Below are 15,131 nucleotides of genomic sequence, written 5' to 3'. Positions count from 1 at the left end.
TGGGGGCGGTGGTTCGGGTGGGGCATCGGTTCCTCATACGCGGCCGGTGGGCACGGGCGACCGGGCAACCCTCCGCCGGCTCGGTGAACGCGGGCGGGACTGGACCTGAAGGGGACGTGTCGCCGGTGCAAGCGGGATGCGTCGGGCGGGTGGGACGAGCTCATCCGCCGGTCGTTCGGGTGCGAGCCGCGGGCGCGGATGCCGAGGCCGAGGCCGCGCTCGACGCCGGCGTGCCGCCCGCGGCCGCCGGGTCAGGCGTCGGCGGCGCCGACGGCGTCGGGGTCGCGGTGGGGGTGGGCGTCGGCGTGGGCTGCGCCGTCGAGCGGAGCACCGTGACCGTGCTGCCGAGCGCGAACGTCACGCCCGCCGCCGGCCGCGTGCCGGTCACCGGGCCCGTGCCGCCGTCGTACGCGACGACGAAGCCGGAGTCGACGAGCGCGGCCGCAGCGCCCGCAGGCGCCAGCCCCGCGACATCCGGCACCGTGTTCGCTCCCGAGGCGACGACCAGCGCGACGGCCGCGCCTCGCGAGACGGGAGTCGAGGCTCCCGGCCGCGCCTCGAGCACGGTGCCCTCCGCCCGGGTCGACGCGACCCGCACGACGTCGCCGACCGCGAGGCCGGCCGCCCCGAGGCGCGCGCCCGCCTCGGCGAGCGCGAGCCCCGCGAGGTCGGGCACCGCGACGCCGGGCGGCGCGGCCGGGCCATCGGGCTCGTCGGGGATCAGGTCGGACGGCGGCGCCGCGGATTCGGGCGGCGCGACGGCATCGGGCGACGTCGTCGGTTGCGCCGGCGCGCCGGGCGCGACCGCCGCCGTGAATGCGAGGATGCCCGCGACCAGGGCGATCCCGACGAGGGTCGCACCCCAACCGATGGCCGCTGCGGGCCGGATCGCGTCGGCGGGCGGAGGACCCGAGGCGGTCGTCGTCGGAGGTCGCGTCCGGTCGGCGACCGAGCTTTCCGGCGCCGGAGCCGTCGCGACTCGCGTCGGACCGGCGGGCGGTTCGCCCCGACCGGCGGCCGGTTCGCCCGGACCGGCCTCCGTACCGGGGGCGATGCGCGCCCCCGCCGTGATCGCCGTCGCCGCTGCGGCCGCCGCGACCGCGGCCGGCGCGACCGGACGGTTCGGCCGCTTCGACCCGGTCGGCCGGTTCACGACCGGCGACGACGACACCGACGATTGCGCCGACGACGGCTGCGCAGGCGGCAGCACCGACGTCGTCGCGGTCGGCGCGAGGACGATCGTCGACGCCTCGAACCGCCGGGTCGTCAGGGCGTCGAGGCCGTCGCCGGGCTGCGGCAACGCGACGAGCGCGATCGCGTCGGCCAGGTCGCGCGCCGAGTCGAACCGATCGGCCGGGTCCTTGAGCAGCGCCCGGACCACGATGCGGTCGAGCGCGCGGGGGATCCGGCTGTCCAGCACCGACGGGACCGGGGGCGGCGACTCGAGATGCGCACGGACCACCTCGGCGGTCGTCGGCCGGTCGAACGGCGGCCGCCCGGTGAGCGCGAAGTGCAGCACCGCGCCGGCCTGGTAGACGTCGCCGCGCTCGTCCACGGGCTCGCCTCGCAGTTGCTCGGGCGAGGCGTAGCGCACGCTCGCGATCACGCCGAGCGCGTCGGCGCCGACGTCGACGCCGCCCGCACCGCGCGCACCGCCACCGCCGCCATCGCCGTCGTCGCCGTCACGGCCGCCACCACCGTCGCCGTCGAGCTCGCTGCGGAGCAGGTCGGTCCCGACGCTCGCGCGTCCGATCGCGTCGGCCAGCCCGAAGTCGACGAGCCGCACGGACTCGACCGCGATCGGCCCGCTCGCGGGAACCATGACGTTGCCCGGCGCCACGTCCCGATGCACGACGCCGACCTCGTGCGCGGCGCCGAGCGCCGCGAGCAGGCCGATCGCCGTCGCGATCGCATCGACGACCGACAGCGGCCCGCCCGCAGCGACGCGGTCGGCGAGCGTCACGCCGTCGACGAGCTCGAACGCGATCCACGCGGCGGGTCGGCCCGCCGACGTCGCGACGCCGGCGTCCAGCACGCGCACGATGTTCGGGTGGGCGAGCTCGCGGATCGGCGCTGCCTCGCGCAGGAACGCGCTCCGCACCGGTTCCTCCGCGGACAGGTGCGGGTGCAGGACCTTGAGCGCCACCGGGCCGCCGCGCTCGAGGTCGACGGCGGTGAAGACCGAGGCCGTTCCCCCGCTGCCGAGCAGCTCGCCGATGCGGAACCGGTCCGAGAGCGCCCCGGTCATCGACCGTACGCACCACCGGGCGCCGGGCCCGCGTCGCGGACGGCCTGACTCACGTCGCCGACCACCGGGCTCACGGCGCGGACGGCCGGGCTCACGCCACGGGCGCCGCGACCCGCCTCGCGCGCGACCCGGTTCACGTCGCCGACCACCGCACGGTGAAGCGGCGACCGAGCCGGTTCGGTGCGTTCCAGTGCCGGGCCGAGTCGGTGACGAGCGCGACGGCGAGGAGGTTCCTCGCGTTCTCGGCGGCTGCGGTGCACGACGCCGTGGACGGGTACCACCGGGCGCAGGTCATCGCGATCGTCCCGTCGAGGCCGATCGTCCAGCCGCGGGAGTCGACGAGCGGCCCGTCGACCAGCGACACCTCCAGACGGTCCGCGTGCTCGCGCAGGCGCAGGACGTGCGATCGCGCCGCGCCGAACGAGTGGTACGCCCACGCGCTGCGCGCGACCTCCCGGTTGTTCGAGGCGAGCAGACGCCACACGCCCCACTCGTCCGCCTCGACGATGTTGGCGAGGCTCGCTGCGTCGGTCCCCGGCGTCGCCTGCTGCGACAGCCGCCCGCGGAACCGCTGCCAGGCGGCCAGCATCGGATCCCGATCCGTGCGGAACGCCGAGAACTCGATCCGCGGGGGCGTCTGCATGGTCTCCTCGTCGTCGTCCTCGTCCGGGGCGTACGGGGTGCTGCGGGAAGCCCGCCGACCGACTGGTCGTCACCGGGCCGCAGGCATTGTCCGATCGGCGGATGAGCACGAGCTGGCGGGCAGGTGACGGGAGGCTTTCCTGGCATCCGGAGCCGCCCCCCAGTTCGGGGGCCACATCCACAGCCGGTGCGGCCCACGGTCGAAGCAGGTTCCCGCGTCGGAAGCACGAACTGGACGGATTCCGTCGCGCGGTCCTGCTTCCGACGTGATCACAGCAGGAGGCCGGGCCGGGGCCGGCGGGTCACGGGGACGCCCATGGCCCGGAGTCGGTCGGCGAGCGGCGTCCGCCGCCGGACATCGGTCCAATCCCAACGGTCGAAGGCACGGATGCGCCGCCGGATCGCGTTCTCGCGATCCTTCTCGTCGAGCACACGCCGCGCGACATCCTCGCCGCCGCCCGACAGGTACTTCCCGCGTCCGTCGGCCTCCGCACCGGCATCGACCTCGGGCCAGTAGAAGTCGAGCCGGGCCGTCCTCCCCGGTTCGGGGAGTCGGATCGGGTGTTGCAGCACGGGCTCCGCGAAGCCGAGCTCCTCGATCACCAGCCGGCTCGCAGTCTCGAGGACGGAATCCGACGAGTCGACCGCACGTGAGAGCACGGCCTCGGCGCGCCGACTCCCGTGGTACGGCAGCAGTCGCTCGTGCTCGGCGCGCAGCGCACCGACCGTGGTGAGCGGTCGGGTTCGCCCGAACGGGTCGACCCGCAGCGCCGCGTCGACGGCGGCGAGCGCGTCGGCGAGCGGCGCGACCCGGCAGAGCTGGATCAGGGAGAACTCCACGGACGTCGCTCCGACCCCCTCGACGACCGTCGTCGGAACGTCCGGCGAGCGGCGCGCGACGGACACGACGCCCGGTCGCCGCTTGCCGTGGGCGCCGGCGGACATCACGTAGACGTCGCCCGGCCAGCCGCCGATCACCGGCAGCCGGAAGAGCGCGATCGCGGACCAGGCCGTGAACACGGGCGCACGGAGCGACCCCGCTGCGGCCAATACGAGCCTCCGATAGCGCAGGGCCTCCCGTTCGCGCGTGGACGGCGCCGCCGTCGGGGCATCCTCGAGCTCGTAGACGCCGTGCCGGATGCGTCGGATGCGCCCGGCGGCCGTCCCGCTCCGCAACTCGCCGAGGCGCCCCGCCGAGGCCACCGCCTCGAAGCGGATGAGTCCGTGCCGATCGGTCGCGAGTCCACCTTCCATCCGCCGATCGTGGTCCGACCCGGACCGGCCGTCACGCCCCCGGAACGCCTCGGGCTCTCGTCGACACGTCCGGCCGCCTGTCGAGGACTGCTCCCGGCCCGCGGACGCACCGCCCGGAACCGGTCGGAACCGGACGGAACCGGGCGGAACGACGGAACCGACATCCGCCGTTCGAAGCAACCCACGGCCTGCTTCGAACGCCACGGCCTGCTTCGAACGGCAGGCGCCGCGGCTCACGCCCCCGGCGCGTACCCGCCGAGCCAGCGCGTGATCGCCGCGTACCCCTCCGCGCGCACGGGCGCGCGCGACAGCAGCACGTCGTGGAGCGCTCCGTCGATGCGGGCGACCGTCGAGACGCGTCCGAGCTTCAGCGCCCGCCGCGCGATGTCGTCGACGACGAGCACGGTGTCGCTCTCGAGCATCGCGGGCGACCAGGACGTCTGGAGCGTCGACCTCGTCGAGAGCAGCGTGAGCACGGGCGCGCCGACGTCGAGCCCGGCCGCGACGGCCCGGTGCCCCGCGAGGATCGCCGTGAGCCAGGCGGGCAGCACGGGGAACGACGGCGTCGGCCGCCAGTCGTGGTCGTACTCCCACTCGCCGTCGAGGTCGCGATCGGTCGCGCGCGCGTAGAACCCGAGGTCGACGTTGGGCAGCATCGCCGAGGGGTTCATCCGCGCGCCCCACCCGACGACCGGCGCGAGGGCCTCGCGCCCGACCCTGCTGAGCTGGAACTCGAGCCACGGGCTGTTCAGCACGAGCGCGCCCGCGCGCCCGGGATTCCTCGCGGCCCAGAGGCTCAGCACCAGTCCGCCGGTCGAATGGCCCATCAGGATCAGCGGCCGCCGGCCCGGGGCATCCTCGCCCTGCCCCATGGCGACGAGCGCCGCCTCGAGGTCCTCGTCGTACGTGGCGAGGTCGGTCACGTACCCGCGCGTCTGGCCGGGCCGGAGGCTGCGCCCGTACTTTCGCAGGTCGAGCGCGAAGAACCGGGCGCCCCGCCCCGTCCAGTAGGCCGCGAGCTCTCGGTTGAAGAAGTAGTCGCTCCAGCCGTGGACGTACAGGACGTCGGCGCCGGATGCCTCGCCGCGGTCGCGGCCGAGCCGCTCCCACCATGCGCGCGCGGGCCGATGCCGGACCAGCGTCGCGACGACCGGTCCTTCGACGTCGGTGCCGAGCGGGAGTTCGAGCTGCTCGAACTCCGCGGAGAGGACGTCGGGTCGCCACCCGGCGCCGGTTCGCCCGACGTCGGGTCGCCCCGCATCCCGTGGCAGGTCCGGATCCGTCACCGCGCCCTCCCCCGCAGGCTGTGCGGTCAGCCTACCGAGGCACGGCCGGAGACGCCGTGACCAGGGTGCCCGGCGCCCGCCTCCCGTCGCCGGGCACCCGCCCGGCCCCGGCCCGGTCGAGCCCCCCTCACCGGGTCCGGGGCCGGAGTCAGTTGGCCGCCGTGAACGCCTCGACGATGCCGATCACGGCGGGGGTCATGACGATGAGGAACAGCACGGGCAGGAGGCAGAACACGAGCGGGAAGAGGATCTTCACGGTGACCTTCTGCGCCTGCTCCTCCGCACGCTGACGGCGCTTGAGGCGCATCTCCGCGGCCTGCACGCGCAGCACCTCGCCGATCGCGACGCCGTAGGCGTCGGCCTGCACGATCGCGCGCACGAAGCGGCGGACGTCCTCGACGCTCGTCCGCTTCTCGAGCTCGTGGAACGCGTCCCGGCGCGTGCGGCCGATGCTCATGTCCTGGAGCACGCGCACGAGCTCCTGGGTGAGCGGGCTCCGTCCCTGCCTCGCGGCCTTCTGCATCGCGGCGTCGAAGCCGAGTCCGGCCTCGACCGCGATGGTCATCTGGTCGAGCACGTCGGGCAGCGCGCGCTTCATCGACTCCTGGCGGTCGTGCGCGCGGCTGTTGAGGAGCACGTCGGGCAGGAAGAAGAGGAGCGCGGTGGCGAACAGGGCGAGCAGCACCTCGAGGGGCTGCGGTCCGCCCGCGAAGACGAACACCGCGCCGCCGACCGCGCCGACGATGAGGAGGGCGATCTTCCAGGTGACGATCCGGGTCGCGCCCCAGCCGTCGGGGCGCCCGGCGTAGACGACCTGCTGCTCGAGCCAGGCGATGTACCCGGCTGGCGCCGCGGCGACGAGCGACGACGCGAGCGACGGCCGCTGCTGGACGACGCCGACGGCGGAGTGCACCTCGGCGCCCTCCGGCACCGTGGCGGGGCGACGCCGCGAGGGGATGAGCACGAACACGAGCACGCCGGCCGCCAGGGCGACGAACCCGATGGCGAGGTAGGCGACGAGCGACGGGACCATCAGAATCTCACCTTCACCGTGAACGACATCCAGACGCTGCCGACGACCAGCAGGATCCCCGCGAGGGCGAGGGCCGCGATGCCGATGACGCTCTGGAAGAACTGGCCGAAGTACCCGGGCTGGGTCACCGCGAGGAACACCGCGACGCAGAGAGGCAGGGCCACGAGGATCATCCCCGAGAGCCGGCCCTCGGCGCTCAGGGAGCGCACCTGGCGACGGATCTGGTGGCGTTCGCGGATCGTCTTGCCGACCTGGTCGAGCACCTCCGCGAGGTTGCCGCCGGTCTCCTGGTTGATCGCGACCGCCTGGGCGAGCCAGTCGAAGTCGTCGCTGCGCATCCGCTGCGCGGTGATCGCCAGCGACGAGGCGAGGTCGCGCCCCAGCCGGGTCTCGTTGACGACGCGCGTGAGCTCCTCGCGCATGGGCGACTCGGCGTCGTGGGCGACGCCGGCCACCGCACGGTTCAGGCCGTGCCCGGCCCGCAGGCCGCCCGAGAGGAGCTGCACGGTGTCGTCGATCTGGTCGGCGAACCTGGCCCGCCGGCGCGAAACGCGGATGTTCAGGACCACCTTCGCCCCGACCACCGCGAGGATCGCGAAGAGCACGGCGAACAGCCACGGCACGCCGGCGAGCATGCCGACCAGCGTCCCGAGCGCCGCCGAGACGACCGCGGCGGAGAGCACGAGCATGAGGAAGCTGCTCGGCTCGAGCCGCACGCCCGCCATCTCGAGTTCCGCTGCACCGAACAGCCGCGCGGTCTGCTTCGAGACCGCCTTGTCGACGACCTCGGTCGCCTGTTCGGTGAACTTCGAGAGCGCGGTCGCCTCGACGACGCCGGGTGCCCGTCGCCGATCCTTCGCGACGCGGGGCGCGGGCGGCGAGATGACGAAGAACAGGAGCACGAACAGCGCGAGCAGCGCGATGCCGATGCCGCCGACGAGGACCACGGGGTTCATCGCAGGCCTCCGACCGGTTCGGCCGCTCGCGGCTGGAACAGGCTCATCGGCAGCTGGATGCCCTGGCCCGCGACGCGCTCGGCGAACCGCGGGCGGATCCCGGTCGGCGCCAGGCTCCCGCGGAGCCGGCCGTCCTCGTCGAGGCCGCCGTCGTACGCGAAGTCGAACGCGTCCTGGAGCGTGACGACCTCGCCCTCCATGCCGTGCACCTCGGTGATCTTGGTGACGCGCCGGACGCCGTCCTGGTGGCGGCTGATCTGCACGATCAGGTCGATCGCCGACGCGATCTGCTCGCGGATGGCTCGCAGCGGCAGGTCCATCCCGGCCATGAGCACGAGGGTCTCCATGCGCGCGACCGCGTCGCGCGGCGAGTTCGCGTGGATGGTCGAGATGGATCCCTCGTGGCCGGTGTTCATGGCCTGGAGCATGTCGAGCGACTCGGCGCCGCGGACCTCGCCGACGACGATGCGGTCGGGGCGCATGCGGAGGGAGTTCCGCACGAGATCGCGGATCGAGATCTCGCCGCGGCCCTCGATGTTCGCGGGCCGGGACTCGAGCCGCACCACGTGCTCCTGCTGGAGCTGGAGCTCGACCGCGTCCTCGATCGTGATGATGCGCTCGTCCTGCGGGATGAACGACGACAGCACGTTGAGCAGCGTGGTCTTGCCGGTGCCGGTGCCGCCCGAGACCAGGATGTTCAGCTTCGCCTTCACGGCGGCGTCGAGCACCGCGGCGGCCTGGGCGGTGACCGACCCGAAGCGCACGAGGTCGTCGATCGTGTACGGCGTGCCGGCGAACTTGCGGATGGTGAGCGACGACCCGTTGACCGCGAGCGGCGGGATGATCGCGTTCACGCGCGAGCCGTCCTCGAGGCGGGCGTCGACGAGCGGGGACGACTCGTCGACGCGGCGGCCGACGCGGGAGACGATCCGCTCGATGACCCGTCGGAGCTGCGCCTCCCCGGTGAAGGCGAGCGAGGTCTCCTGGAGCCGGCCCGACCGCTCGACGTAGATCCGGTCGTGGCGGTTGACCATGATCTCGCTCACGGTCGAGTCGTCGAGCAGCACCTCGAGCGGGCCGTAGCCGAGGACGTCGGCGCCGATCTCGTCGATGAGCCGGGAGCGCTCGACCGTGGTGAGGGCGACCTGCTCGGCGGCGACGATCTCGGCGAGCTCGGCGCGTGCGAGCAGGTGCAGCTGCTCCTCGGTGAGCGAGGGGTCGTTCATGCGCATCCCGATGCGCGAGAAGAGCTCGTCGGCCGCCTTCTCCTTGATCTCGGCGAGCGGATCCCTCGCGATCGGCGGTCGCCGGATCGCCTCGACCGCGTCGACCGCGTGCGCCGGGTGCCGGTACAGGGGCTCATCGGATTCGGCGACGGGCAGCGGATGCCCCGCCCCGGGCGCGGCCGCCGGCGACGCGGGCGCAGCCGCCACCGGTCCGGGCGCGGCCACCGGGTCGCTCGCGGCGGCGGGCGGAGCCGCGGCCGGGTTCGGCGCCGCGGTCGGGTTGAGGGCCGCGGTCGGCTTCGGCGCCGCGGTCGGGGCGAAGCGCCCCGGGTGGAGCCCCGACTGGGCCGCGTCGGACTCCTCCGACGTGCGTCGCGTTGCGTTCAGTCGATCGTTGAGGTTCATCGGGCTCGCCGCCTCCGGTTGATCTTGGTTCGGTTCGGGTGGGTGTCCGGCGCGATGCGGCGGACGAGTGCGCGGATGGCCTTGGATGCAGGGTCGCGGCCATCGTCACGGAGGAGCGGCACGCCGCGGTTCGCGGCGAGCAGGACGGCCGAGGACCTGGGGACCTCGACGTCGACGGGGGCGCCGATGATGTGCTCGGCGTCGCGGCGGGTGAGCCCGCCGGCACGGTCGGAGAAGTTGAGCACGACGTGGCGGTTCGCGGGCGTGAGCCCGATCGTGGCGAGCAGCTCGAACTCGGTCCGCATGGCCCGCAGGCTCGGCACGCCCATGTTCATGACGAAGACCGCGTCGGTCACGTGCTCGATCGCGACGAGCGTGTGCTCGCCGAGCCCGGGCGTCGTGTCCACGACCACGTACCGGAAGATGCCGCGCAGCTGGGTGATCAGCGTGCCGAGTGCGGCGGCCGGCATCCGGTCGGCGACGTCCGGCGAGGGTGCGCTCGCGACCACGAAGAATCCCGCGTCGTGCCGGGTGAGCGTGGTCTTCAGGACCAGTTCGTCCTCGACCGCGGCCACCGCGTCGGCGATGGTGCGCTCGGGCTCGAGCGAGAGTGCCGCGGTGATGTCGCCGAACTGCAGGTCGGCGTCGACCAGCACGACCGAGTTCGGAGCGACCTCGGCGAGGCCCGCCGCGAGGTTGATCGCGAGGGTCGTCTTGCCCTGACCGCCCTTCGGCGCGATGACCGCGATCGCCTCGCTCGGCGTCGTCGAGTCGAGCGGCGGGAACTCCCACTGCGGGCCCGCCGGTTCCGGCTCGGGCACGGCCTCGGCCCCCGCGACGGATGCCTCGTCGTCGACGACTGCGGCGCCGGCCTCGAGTTCGACGTGCTCCGGGGCATCCTCGGGTTCTCCGGCGAAGAGCCGCTCGAGCTCGTCGTACAGCGGAGCCGGGGACGGGATCGCGAAGTCGTCGATGCTCGCCCGGCCGTGCTCGACGAGCCAGTCCGAGAGCCGGTCGATCAGGCCGATCGTGGTCTCATCGCTCGCGTCGGGGCTGAGGACGGCGTGGATCGACAGCTCGTCGACCCAGTCCTCGAGCTCGGAGCGCTGCTCGCGGACCAGGACGACGCCGACATCGGGGTGCTTGTCGGTGAGCTCTCGGACCAGGCTCCGGGTCTCGTCGAAGTTGAGGATCGGGCCGAGGAAGGCGATCCGGGGATCGCCGGCCCGGAGCACGACGTGCTCGGAGCCGAGGCGCACGAACTCGCCGGGGATGACGCGGAGCCGTTCGCCGAGCAGGTCGCGCATGCGCAGCTCGTACTCCGGAGAGCGACTCACGAGCAGGAAGGGAGCCATCTCAACCCCAGGCGTTGCTGCCGTTGACGGGGGACGTGCCGGCGTTGTCGGTCTTGGCGTTCTCGAGCGTGAGCCACATCTGCGCGTAGTCCGCGGACTCGCCCTCGGCGAACCAGACCCACCGCTCGACGTCGTGCGCCGAGAGGGCGATAGTCAGCATGATCGAGTCGGCGGCGGCCTGGTCGGGCGTGTCGCCGGTCTCGGGGTCGGGCGTCGTGACGCCCTGCACCTTGGTCACGAGCACGCCGTGGAACGCGAAGCTCGAGACCGGGTTGATCACGTCCTCGGCGTCGCCGACCTCGTCGGGGTCGACGGTGCCGACGAGGCCGATCCGGTCGCCGGCACGGACCTCGCCGCCGACCACGCGGTCGGCCGGGAGCGTGAACGAGACGAGCTGCATGCCATCGGGCACCGGGCCGTCGCCGGTGGCGGCGAGCTCCTTCGGATCGCCGAAGCGGGCTGCGAGCAGCTGCTCGCCGGGCAGGATCTCCGCACTCGCGACGAGGCCGGCGAGGTCGGCGAGGTCGGTGACGGCGCCGTCGGCGACGTTGCGCTCGGGGACGGTGCCGACCTGGACGTGGTCCGCGACGTCTTCGCCGGCGGTCCCCTCGGGGATCGCGGAGTCGACGACGTAGACCTCGACGAGGGCGGCGCCGGCCGAGGCGCGCGCGTCGGCGCCTCGGACGTAGGTGAAGAGCACGTAGGCGCCGACTGCGGCGATGAGGACGGCGACGATCGCGCCGATGATTCGGGTCTTCATGTTCGGGTTCCTCTTCGGTGCGTGCTGGAATCCAGCGGGGGCGTAGGGAGGGGATGGGGGAAACCGGGGCAGGGTGCCCGGTGCGGCGTCAGCCGATCAACCGAACCGACGGTGTGCCGGCTGCGCCGAGGTACCAGTTGTCCTCGGCCGTGACGTACGTGATGAACTTGCCCGTGAAGCCGAGCACGCCCCAGCTCTTCGGGAAGTCGCAGTCCGAGATCGTGCAGTAGTCGACCTTGGTGCCGCCGTTGTCCTTGATGTGCAGGCCCTTGAGCTCGTACGCGGCGAACTTGGTGATGCAGTACTCCTTGCCCGCCGGGAGGCCCGCGCACTTGCTCTTGTCGCTGAACACCGGGACCAAGACCGTCTTCCCGGTGAGGCAGAGGAAGAACTTCTCATCCATGCCACCCGCGGATTTCACCGGCTCGGCGTTCAGGTTGCAGCCGATGTGGGCCGCCATCGCGTTCAGCTCAGCTGCATTCGTGTGGCACTTCGCGGTGTTGCCGGTCGTGATCTCCGTGAACTCGTTCAGCGTGATGTTCATGACGCAGGTGCCCGTCGCGTTCTCGAGCCACCCGAATCCTCCGGGGATCATTCCCGCACAACTCTTGTCCTTGCGGATCTCGACGAATTCGACCGCACCGGGCGTTGTCGCGCATTCACTGATCGCGAATGGCACGGTTCCCGCGGCTACCGCACTGGCGGTCCACTTCGCCTTCGCCGCGGCGCCGACGTCGGAGGATGCCAGGCCGAGGGCCGCGGCGAGCGGGTGCGCCATGGCGGGCGTCGAGGTGACGACCCGGACCGTGTCGGCGGTGTACGTCGGGGCGGCGGTGGTGTTCTCGCCGTCGACCATGTTGCCGCCGGTGACCGCGAGGGCCGCAGCCGTGGCCGCGCTCTTGTCGGCGGTCGCGGCGCATCCGTTGTGGGCGCCGCAGTACTCGGCCGCGGCGAGCGCACCGGCGTCCGCCGCGTTCTGGAGTTGGGCGCGCTCGGAGTACATCGCGCCGACGTCGACCGCCAGGGCGCCGAAGCCGACGAGCACGAGGAGCAGGATCCCGACGAGCACGGCGCTGGCGCCTCGTTCGTCGGCGAGCCGGCGGGTCATCCACCGCATGAGGTCTTCCCCTTTCCTGCGAGGTTCGGGCCGAGGACGGCCGTGAAGAATCCCGTGAGCGAGGGCATCGGGATCTTGGCGGTCGCGGTGACCGACTTCCCGATCGTCGTGCTGTACCCCGGCTTCGTCGAGTCGCAGCCTTGGAGCACTGCGACCCCCGCCCCGGCCGCGGCCCAACTCGGCGTTGAGATCGTCGGGGCGGCGGACTTGCCCCACACCTCTGCACATGCCTTCCAGGTCGTGGCCCCGGTGCAGTCGGTCGCGGCGAAGGTCTGGCCGTCGTGCACGGCGTAGTACCGGGCGGCCTCGCGGGCCGCGTTCGAGAGGGACACCTGCTGGTTGAAGATCCAGCCGAAGTCGATGATGCCGAACAGGAGCGTGAGCAGCGGCACGACCACGAGCGCGAACTCGACGGCGGCGGCGCCGCGCTCGTCGCGGCGACCGGATCGGCGCATCACGGCGCGGTCCAGACGATGAGAACGCCGTCGATGGCGCCGGCGGTGGCGGTACCGAGGGCGGTCACCGCGACGACGATCACCGCGGCGATGCACGCCAGGATCAGGCCGTACTCGACGGCCGTGGCACCGCGTTCAGAGGCGGTGCGGCTGAGGCTCGCGCGACGCGAAGCGAACAGGTGGCGCATGGGGGATCCTCGACTCTGAGGGGGGGTTCGGGTCGGTCCGGGTGCAGGGCCCGGGGTGGAACCGGTCGTCCTGGGGAGGACGGGTTCCGGGGAGAACCGGTGGGTTCCGGGGAGAACCGGGGTTCCGGGGAGAACCGGGGTTCCGGAGGGAGCCGGCGGTTCCGGGGAGAACCGGGTTCCGAAGTGGAGCAGGTGGTGCAGGTGGTGCTGGTCGCCTGGATCGGATCCGAGTGGGTGCAGGGACCGGGTCCGTTCCGGGGCGGATCCGCCGCCGTGCGGCCTCGACGCTGAGGCCGCACGGCGGCGTTCGCGCGACTTACGGCTTCTTGATGTCGACCGCGACGCCGTTGAACATCGCCTGCAGGTTCGTGCCGAGCAGGGTGACGCCGGCGATGATCGCGACGGCGATCAGCGAGACGATGAGGCCGTACTCCACGGCGGTCGCGCCGGTCTCCTCCGAGCGGAGCGAGTTGATGCGGGCCTGGATACGGGTGATGGTCTTGAGCATGGGAGAACTTCCTTCGGGTGATATTCGATGGATCCTCGGGTTGGGTCCATCAGGGTGCGAGAAACATTAGGTAGTCGAAACGACTTCGGAATGCCCCATTCGGGGGCGATTTCGAGGATCCCTCACCCCCCGTTCGCGGGCGGATTGCAACGAATCGATCTCGAAGCGGTCGCTGAAACGATCGAAGGATCGGGCATCACCGATACTGAGCGATCCTCACGCCAGCCAGAGGATCGCGAGCACCGCTCCGGCGAGCATCGAGGGCCCGAACGGGAGCGATCCGCGCAGCGTCACCCGACGTGCGGCGAGCGCCGCAAGGGCGAGCACGCCCCCGATCACGAACGCGCCGACGAGCCCCCAGAACCAGGCCGTGAGGCCGAACCAGCCGAGCAGCATCCCGATCGGCGCCGCGAGCTTCACGTCGCCCATGCCCATCGACGACGGCGAGATCAGCGCGAGCACCAGGTACACCGCGAACATCGCCGCGCCGCCCGCGAGCGCCCACACGAGCGCGAGCCACTCCCCCGACAGCGCCGACGCCACGACGAGCAGCGCCGCCACCACGCCGAGCGTCGGCACGATCACCGCGTTCGGCAGGCGCTCCTCCGCGAGGTCGACCACCGCGAGCACCGACCCGGCCGCGGTGAACGCGAGCACTGCCGGGAGCACCGGCACCACGCCGAGCCGCCAGACCACGAGCCCCCACACCACGGCCGTCGTGACCGCGACGACGACGCGGGTCATCCGACGGGGCATCCGGTCCGCGACCATGTTCCGCTCGGCCCAGGCGGCGAGCGGCCACCAGCCGACGAGGCCCCCGAGCACGACGGCGATCGCCACGGTGGCGGACGTCTCGAGCGGCATGTCGTGAGCGTATCGGCTGCGCGGCCCTCGGCGCGGGGGTATCGCGAACCGGCCGCGGACTGCCAGATTGGGCGCTATGGATCCGTCGTATCCGCTCGCGATCCGCGTCGCGTGCGAGTTCATCGGGACCGCCTTCCTCATCATCCTGGGGAACGGCGCGGTCGCCAACGTCCACCTGCGGGGCTCGAAGGGGTTCCGGGGCGGCTGGGTGCTCATCGCCATGGGGTACGGCTTCGGCGTGATGATCCCCGCGATCATGTTCGGCGGCATCTCCGGCAGCCACATCAACCCGGCGTTCACGATCGGCCTCGCGAGCTGGGGCCTGTTCCCCTGGGCGGATGTCGCGCCCTACGTCCTCGCCCAGTTCGCGGGTGCGATGGCCGGCCAGCTCGCGATCGTCGCGACCCACAAGCCCTACTACGACCGCACCGAGAACCCCGAGGACATCCTCGCGACGTTCTCGACCATCAACTCGGCGCACAGCCGCCGCAACGGCTTCATCAGCGAACTGCTCGGCTCGGTCGTGCTCTTCGCGAGCGCCCTCGCGCTCGTGCACTCGCCGCTGACGGTGGACGAGCCAGCGACCGCGCACGTCGCCATCGGATTCCTCGTGTGGGCGCTCGTCGTCGGCCTCGGCGGCCCGACCGGCCCGGCCCTGAACCCCGCGCGCGACCTCGGTCCGCGCATCCTGCACGCGGTCCTGCCGCTCCGGCACAAGGGCTCGTCGGAATGGAGCTACGCCTGGGTGCCGGTCGTGGCGCCCCTGCTCGGCGGCCTCATCGGCGTCGGCACGTGGCTCCTGCTCCTCGGCCCCTACACGTAGGCCGGCCGACG

General features: G+C 72.7%; 15 protein-coding genes. 1 reads left to right on the top strand and 14 read right to left on the bottom strand.

Annotated elements, in window-relative coordinates:
* Positions 1-160: 160 nt before the first annotated feature.
* The 14 genes from ACDF64_RS06850 to ACDF64_RS06785 all read right to left on the bottom strand — a co-directional run bounded on the left by ACDF64_RS06850 (position 161) and on the right by ACDF64_RS06785 (position 14,297).
* Positions 161-2,248, bottom strand: coding sequence for a PASTA domain-containing protein (locus tag ACDF64_RS06850; RefSeq protein ID WP_394554313.1), 2,088 nt, complete (start codon positions 2,246-2,248; stop codon positions 161-163).
* Between the two features lie 133 nt (positions 2,249-2,381).
* A complete protein-coding gene (locus ACDF64_RS06845) occupies positions 2,382-2,891 on the bottom strand; it encodes a hypothetical protein (protein WP_394554312.1) in 510 nt (169 codons plus the stop codon).
* Positions 2,892-3,160: 269 nt separating this feature from the next.
* Entirely contained in the window at positions 3,161-4,144 is a 984-nt protein-coding gene (locus ACDF64_RS06840; RefSeq protein ID WP_394554310.1) for a hypothetical protein, read from the bottom strand.
* 233 nt (positions 4,145-4,377) lie between these two features.
* On the bottom strand, positions 4,378-5,430 hold the full coding sequence (locus ACDF64_RS06835; protein ID WP_394554309.1) for an alpha/beta hydrolase: 1,053 nt from the start codon (positions 5,428-5,430) through the stop codon (positions 4,378-4,380).
* A 148-nt stretch (positions 5,431-5,578) separates the two neighbouring features.
* Positions 5,579-6,463 carry a type II secretion system F family protein gene (locus ACDF64_RS06830; RefSeq protein ID WP_394554308.1) on the bottom strand — a complete coding sequence of 295 codons (885 nt, stop codon included), beginning with the start codon at positions 6,461-6,463 and terminating at the stop codon, positions 5,579-5,581.
* Positions 6,463-7,419, bottom strand: a complete 957-nt coding sequence (locus ACDF64_RS06825) for a type II secretion system F family protein (protein WP_394554305.1) — start codon at positions 7,417-7,419, stop codon at positions 6,463-6,465. Before ACDF64_RS06825 ends, ACDF64_RS06830 begins: the two co-directional genes overlap by 1 nt.
* A complete protein-coding gene (locus ACDF64_RS06820) occupies positions 7,416-9,050 on the bottom strand; it encodes a CpaF family protein (protein ID WP_394554303.1) in 1,635 nt (544 codons plus the stop codon). Before ACDF64_RS06820 ends, ACDF64_RS06825 begins: the two co-directional genes overlap by 4 nt.
* On the bottom strand, positions 9,047-10,405 hold the full coding sequence (locus ACDF64_RS06815) for a CpaE family protein (RefSeq protein WP_394554302.1): 1,359 nt from the start codon (positions 10,403-10,405) through the stop codon (positions 9,047-9,049). The genes ACDF64_RS06820 and ACDF64_RS06815 overlap by 4 nt, the downstream gene beginning before the upstream one ends.
* A gap of 1 nt (position 10,406) precedes the next feature.
* A complete protein-coding gene (locus ACDF64_RS06810; RefSeq protein ID WP_394554300.1) occupies positions 10,407-11,165 on the bottom strand; it encodes a Flp pilus assembly protein CpaB in 759 nt (252 codons plus the stop codon).
* An 88-nt stretch (positions 11,166-11,253) separates the two neighbouring features.
* Positions 11,254-12,282: a pilus assembly protein TadG-related protein gene (locus tag ACDF64_RS06805; protein ID WP_394554298.1), complete on the bottom strand. Its 1,029-nt coding sequence runs from the start codon at positions 12,280-12,282 to the stop codon at positions 11,254-11,256.
* Positions 12,270-12,737: a TadE/TadG family type IV pilus assembly protein gene (locus ACDF64_RS06800; protein ID WP_394555065.1), complete on the bottom strand. Its 468-nt coding sequence runs from the start codon at positions 12,735-12,737 to the stop codon at positions 12,270-12,272. Before ACDF64_RS06800 ends, ACDF64_RS06805 begins: the two co-directional genes overlap by 13 nt.
* Positions 12,737-12,925, bottom strand: a complete 189-nt coding sequence (locus ACDF64_RS06795; RefSeq protein WP_394554296.1) for a Flp family type IVb pilin — start codon at positions 12,923-12,925, stop codon at positions 12,737-12,739. The genes ACDF64_RS06800 and ACDF64_RS06795 overlap by 1 nt, the downstream gene beginning before the upstream one ends.
* A gap of 316 nt (positions 12,926-13,241) precedes the next feature.
* Entirely contained in the window at positions 13,242-13,433 is a 192-nt protein-coding gene (locus tag ACDF64_RS06790) for a Flp family type IVb pilin (protein WP_394554294.1), read from the bottom strand.
* A 216-nt stretch (positions 13,434-13,649) separates the two neighbouring features.
* The gene (locus ACDF64_RS06785) at positions 13,650-14,297 is read right to left on the bottom strand and encodes a prepilin peptidase (RefSeq protein WP_394554292.1); all 648 of its coding nucleotides are present in this window, start codon (positions 14,295-14,297) and stop codon (positions 13,650-13,652) included.
* Between the two features lie 76 nt (positions 14,298-14,373).
* On the opposite strand from ACDF64_RS06785, the gene ACDF64_RS06780 reads away from it, so the two are divergent.
* Positions 14,374-15,120 (top strand): MIP/aquaporin family protein, encoded by a 747-nt coding sequence (locus ACDF64_RS06780; protein ID WP_394554291.1) that lies wholly within the window; start codon positions 14,374-14,376, stop codon positions 15,118-15,120.
* The last annotated feature ends 11 nt before the right edge of the window (positions 15,121-15,131 follow it).

Source organism: Agromyces sp. MMS24-JH15, from assembly GCF_043518605.1.
Taxonomy (GTDB): domain Bacteria; phylum Actinomycetota; class Actinomycetes; order Actinomycetales; family Microbacteriaceae; genus Agromyces.
This window is presented reverse-complemented; position numbering and strand designations above follow the sequence as displayed.

What these genes read in the sequence shown, in the direction of transcription:
- ACDF64_RS06810 (WP_394554300.1), bottom strand. Translation starts at nt 11,165, where the DNA reads ATGAAGACCCGAATCATCGGCGCGATCGTCGCCGTCCTCATCGCCGCA.
- ACDF64_RS06845 (WP_394554312.1), bottom strand. Translation starts at nt 2,891, where the DNA reads ATGCAGACGCCCCCGCGGATCGAGTTCTCGGCGTTCCGCACGGATCGG.
- ACDF64_RS06805 (WP_394554298.1), bottom strand. Translation starts at nt 12,282, where the DNA reads ATGCGGTGGATGACCCGCCGGCTCGCCGACGAACGAGGCGCCAGCGCC.
- ACDF64_RS06825 (WP_394554305.1), bottom strand. Translation starts at nt 7,419, where the DNA reads ATGAACCCCGTGGTCCTCGTCGGCGGCATCGGCATCGCGCTGCTCGCG.
- ACDF64_RS06790 (WP_394554294.1), bottom strand. Translation starts at nt 13,433, where the DNA reads ATGCTCAAGACCATCACCCGTATCCAGGCCCGCATCAACTCGCTCCGC.
- ACDF64_RS06830 (WP_394554308.1), bottom strand. Translation starts at nt 6,463, where the DNA reads ATGGTCCCGTCGCTCGTCGCCTACCTCGCCATCGGGTTCGTCGCCCTG.
- ACDF64_RS06840 (WP_394554310.1), bottom strand. Translation starts at nt 4,144, where the DNA reads ATGGAAGGTGGACTCGCGACCGATCGGCACGGACTCATCCGCTTCGAG.
- ACDF64_RS06800 (WP_394555065.1), bottom strand. Translation starts at nt 12,737, where the DNA reads ATGCGCCGATCCGGTCGCCGCGACGAGCGCGGCGCCGCCGCCGTCGAG.
- ACDF64_RS06850 (WP_394554313.1), bottom strand. Translation starts at nt 2,248, where the DNA reads ATGACCGGGGCGCTCTCGGACCGGTTCCGCATCGGCGAGCTGCTCGGC.
- ACDF64_RS06780 (WP_394554291.1), top strand. Translation starts at nt 14,374, where the DNA reads ATGGATCCGTCGTATCCGCTCGCGATCCGCGTCGCGTGCGAGTTCATC.
- ACDF64_RS06815 (WP_394554302.1), bottom strand. Translation starts at nt 10,405, where the DNA reads ATGGCTCCCTTCCTGCTCGTGAGTCGCTCTCCGGAGTACGAGCTGCGC.
- ACDF64_RS06820 (WP_394554303.1), bottom strand. Translation starts at nt 9,050, where the DNA reads ATGAACCTCAACGATCGACTGAACGCAACGCGACGCACGTCGGAGGAG.
- ACDF64_RS06795 (WP_394554296.1), bottom strand. Translation starts at nt 12,925, where the DNA reads ATGCGCCACCTGTTCGCTTCGCGTCGCGCGAGCCTCAGCCGCACCGCC.
- ACDF64_RS06785 (WP_394554292.1), bottom strand. Translation starts at nt 14,297, where the DNA reads ATGCCGCTCGAGACGTCCGCCACCGTGGCGATCGCCGTCGTGCTCGGG.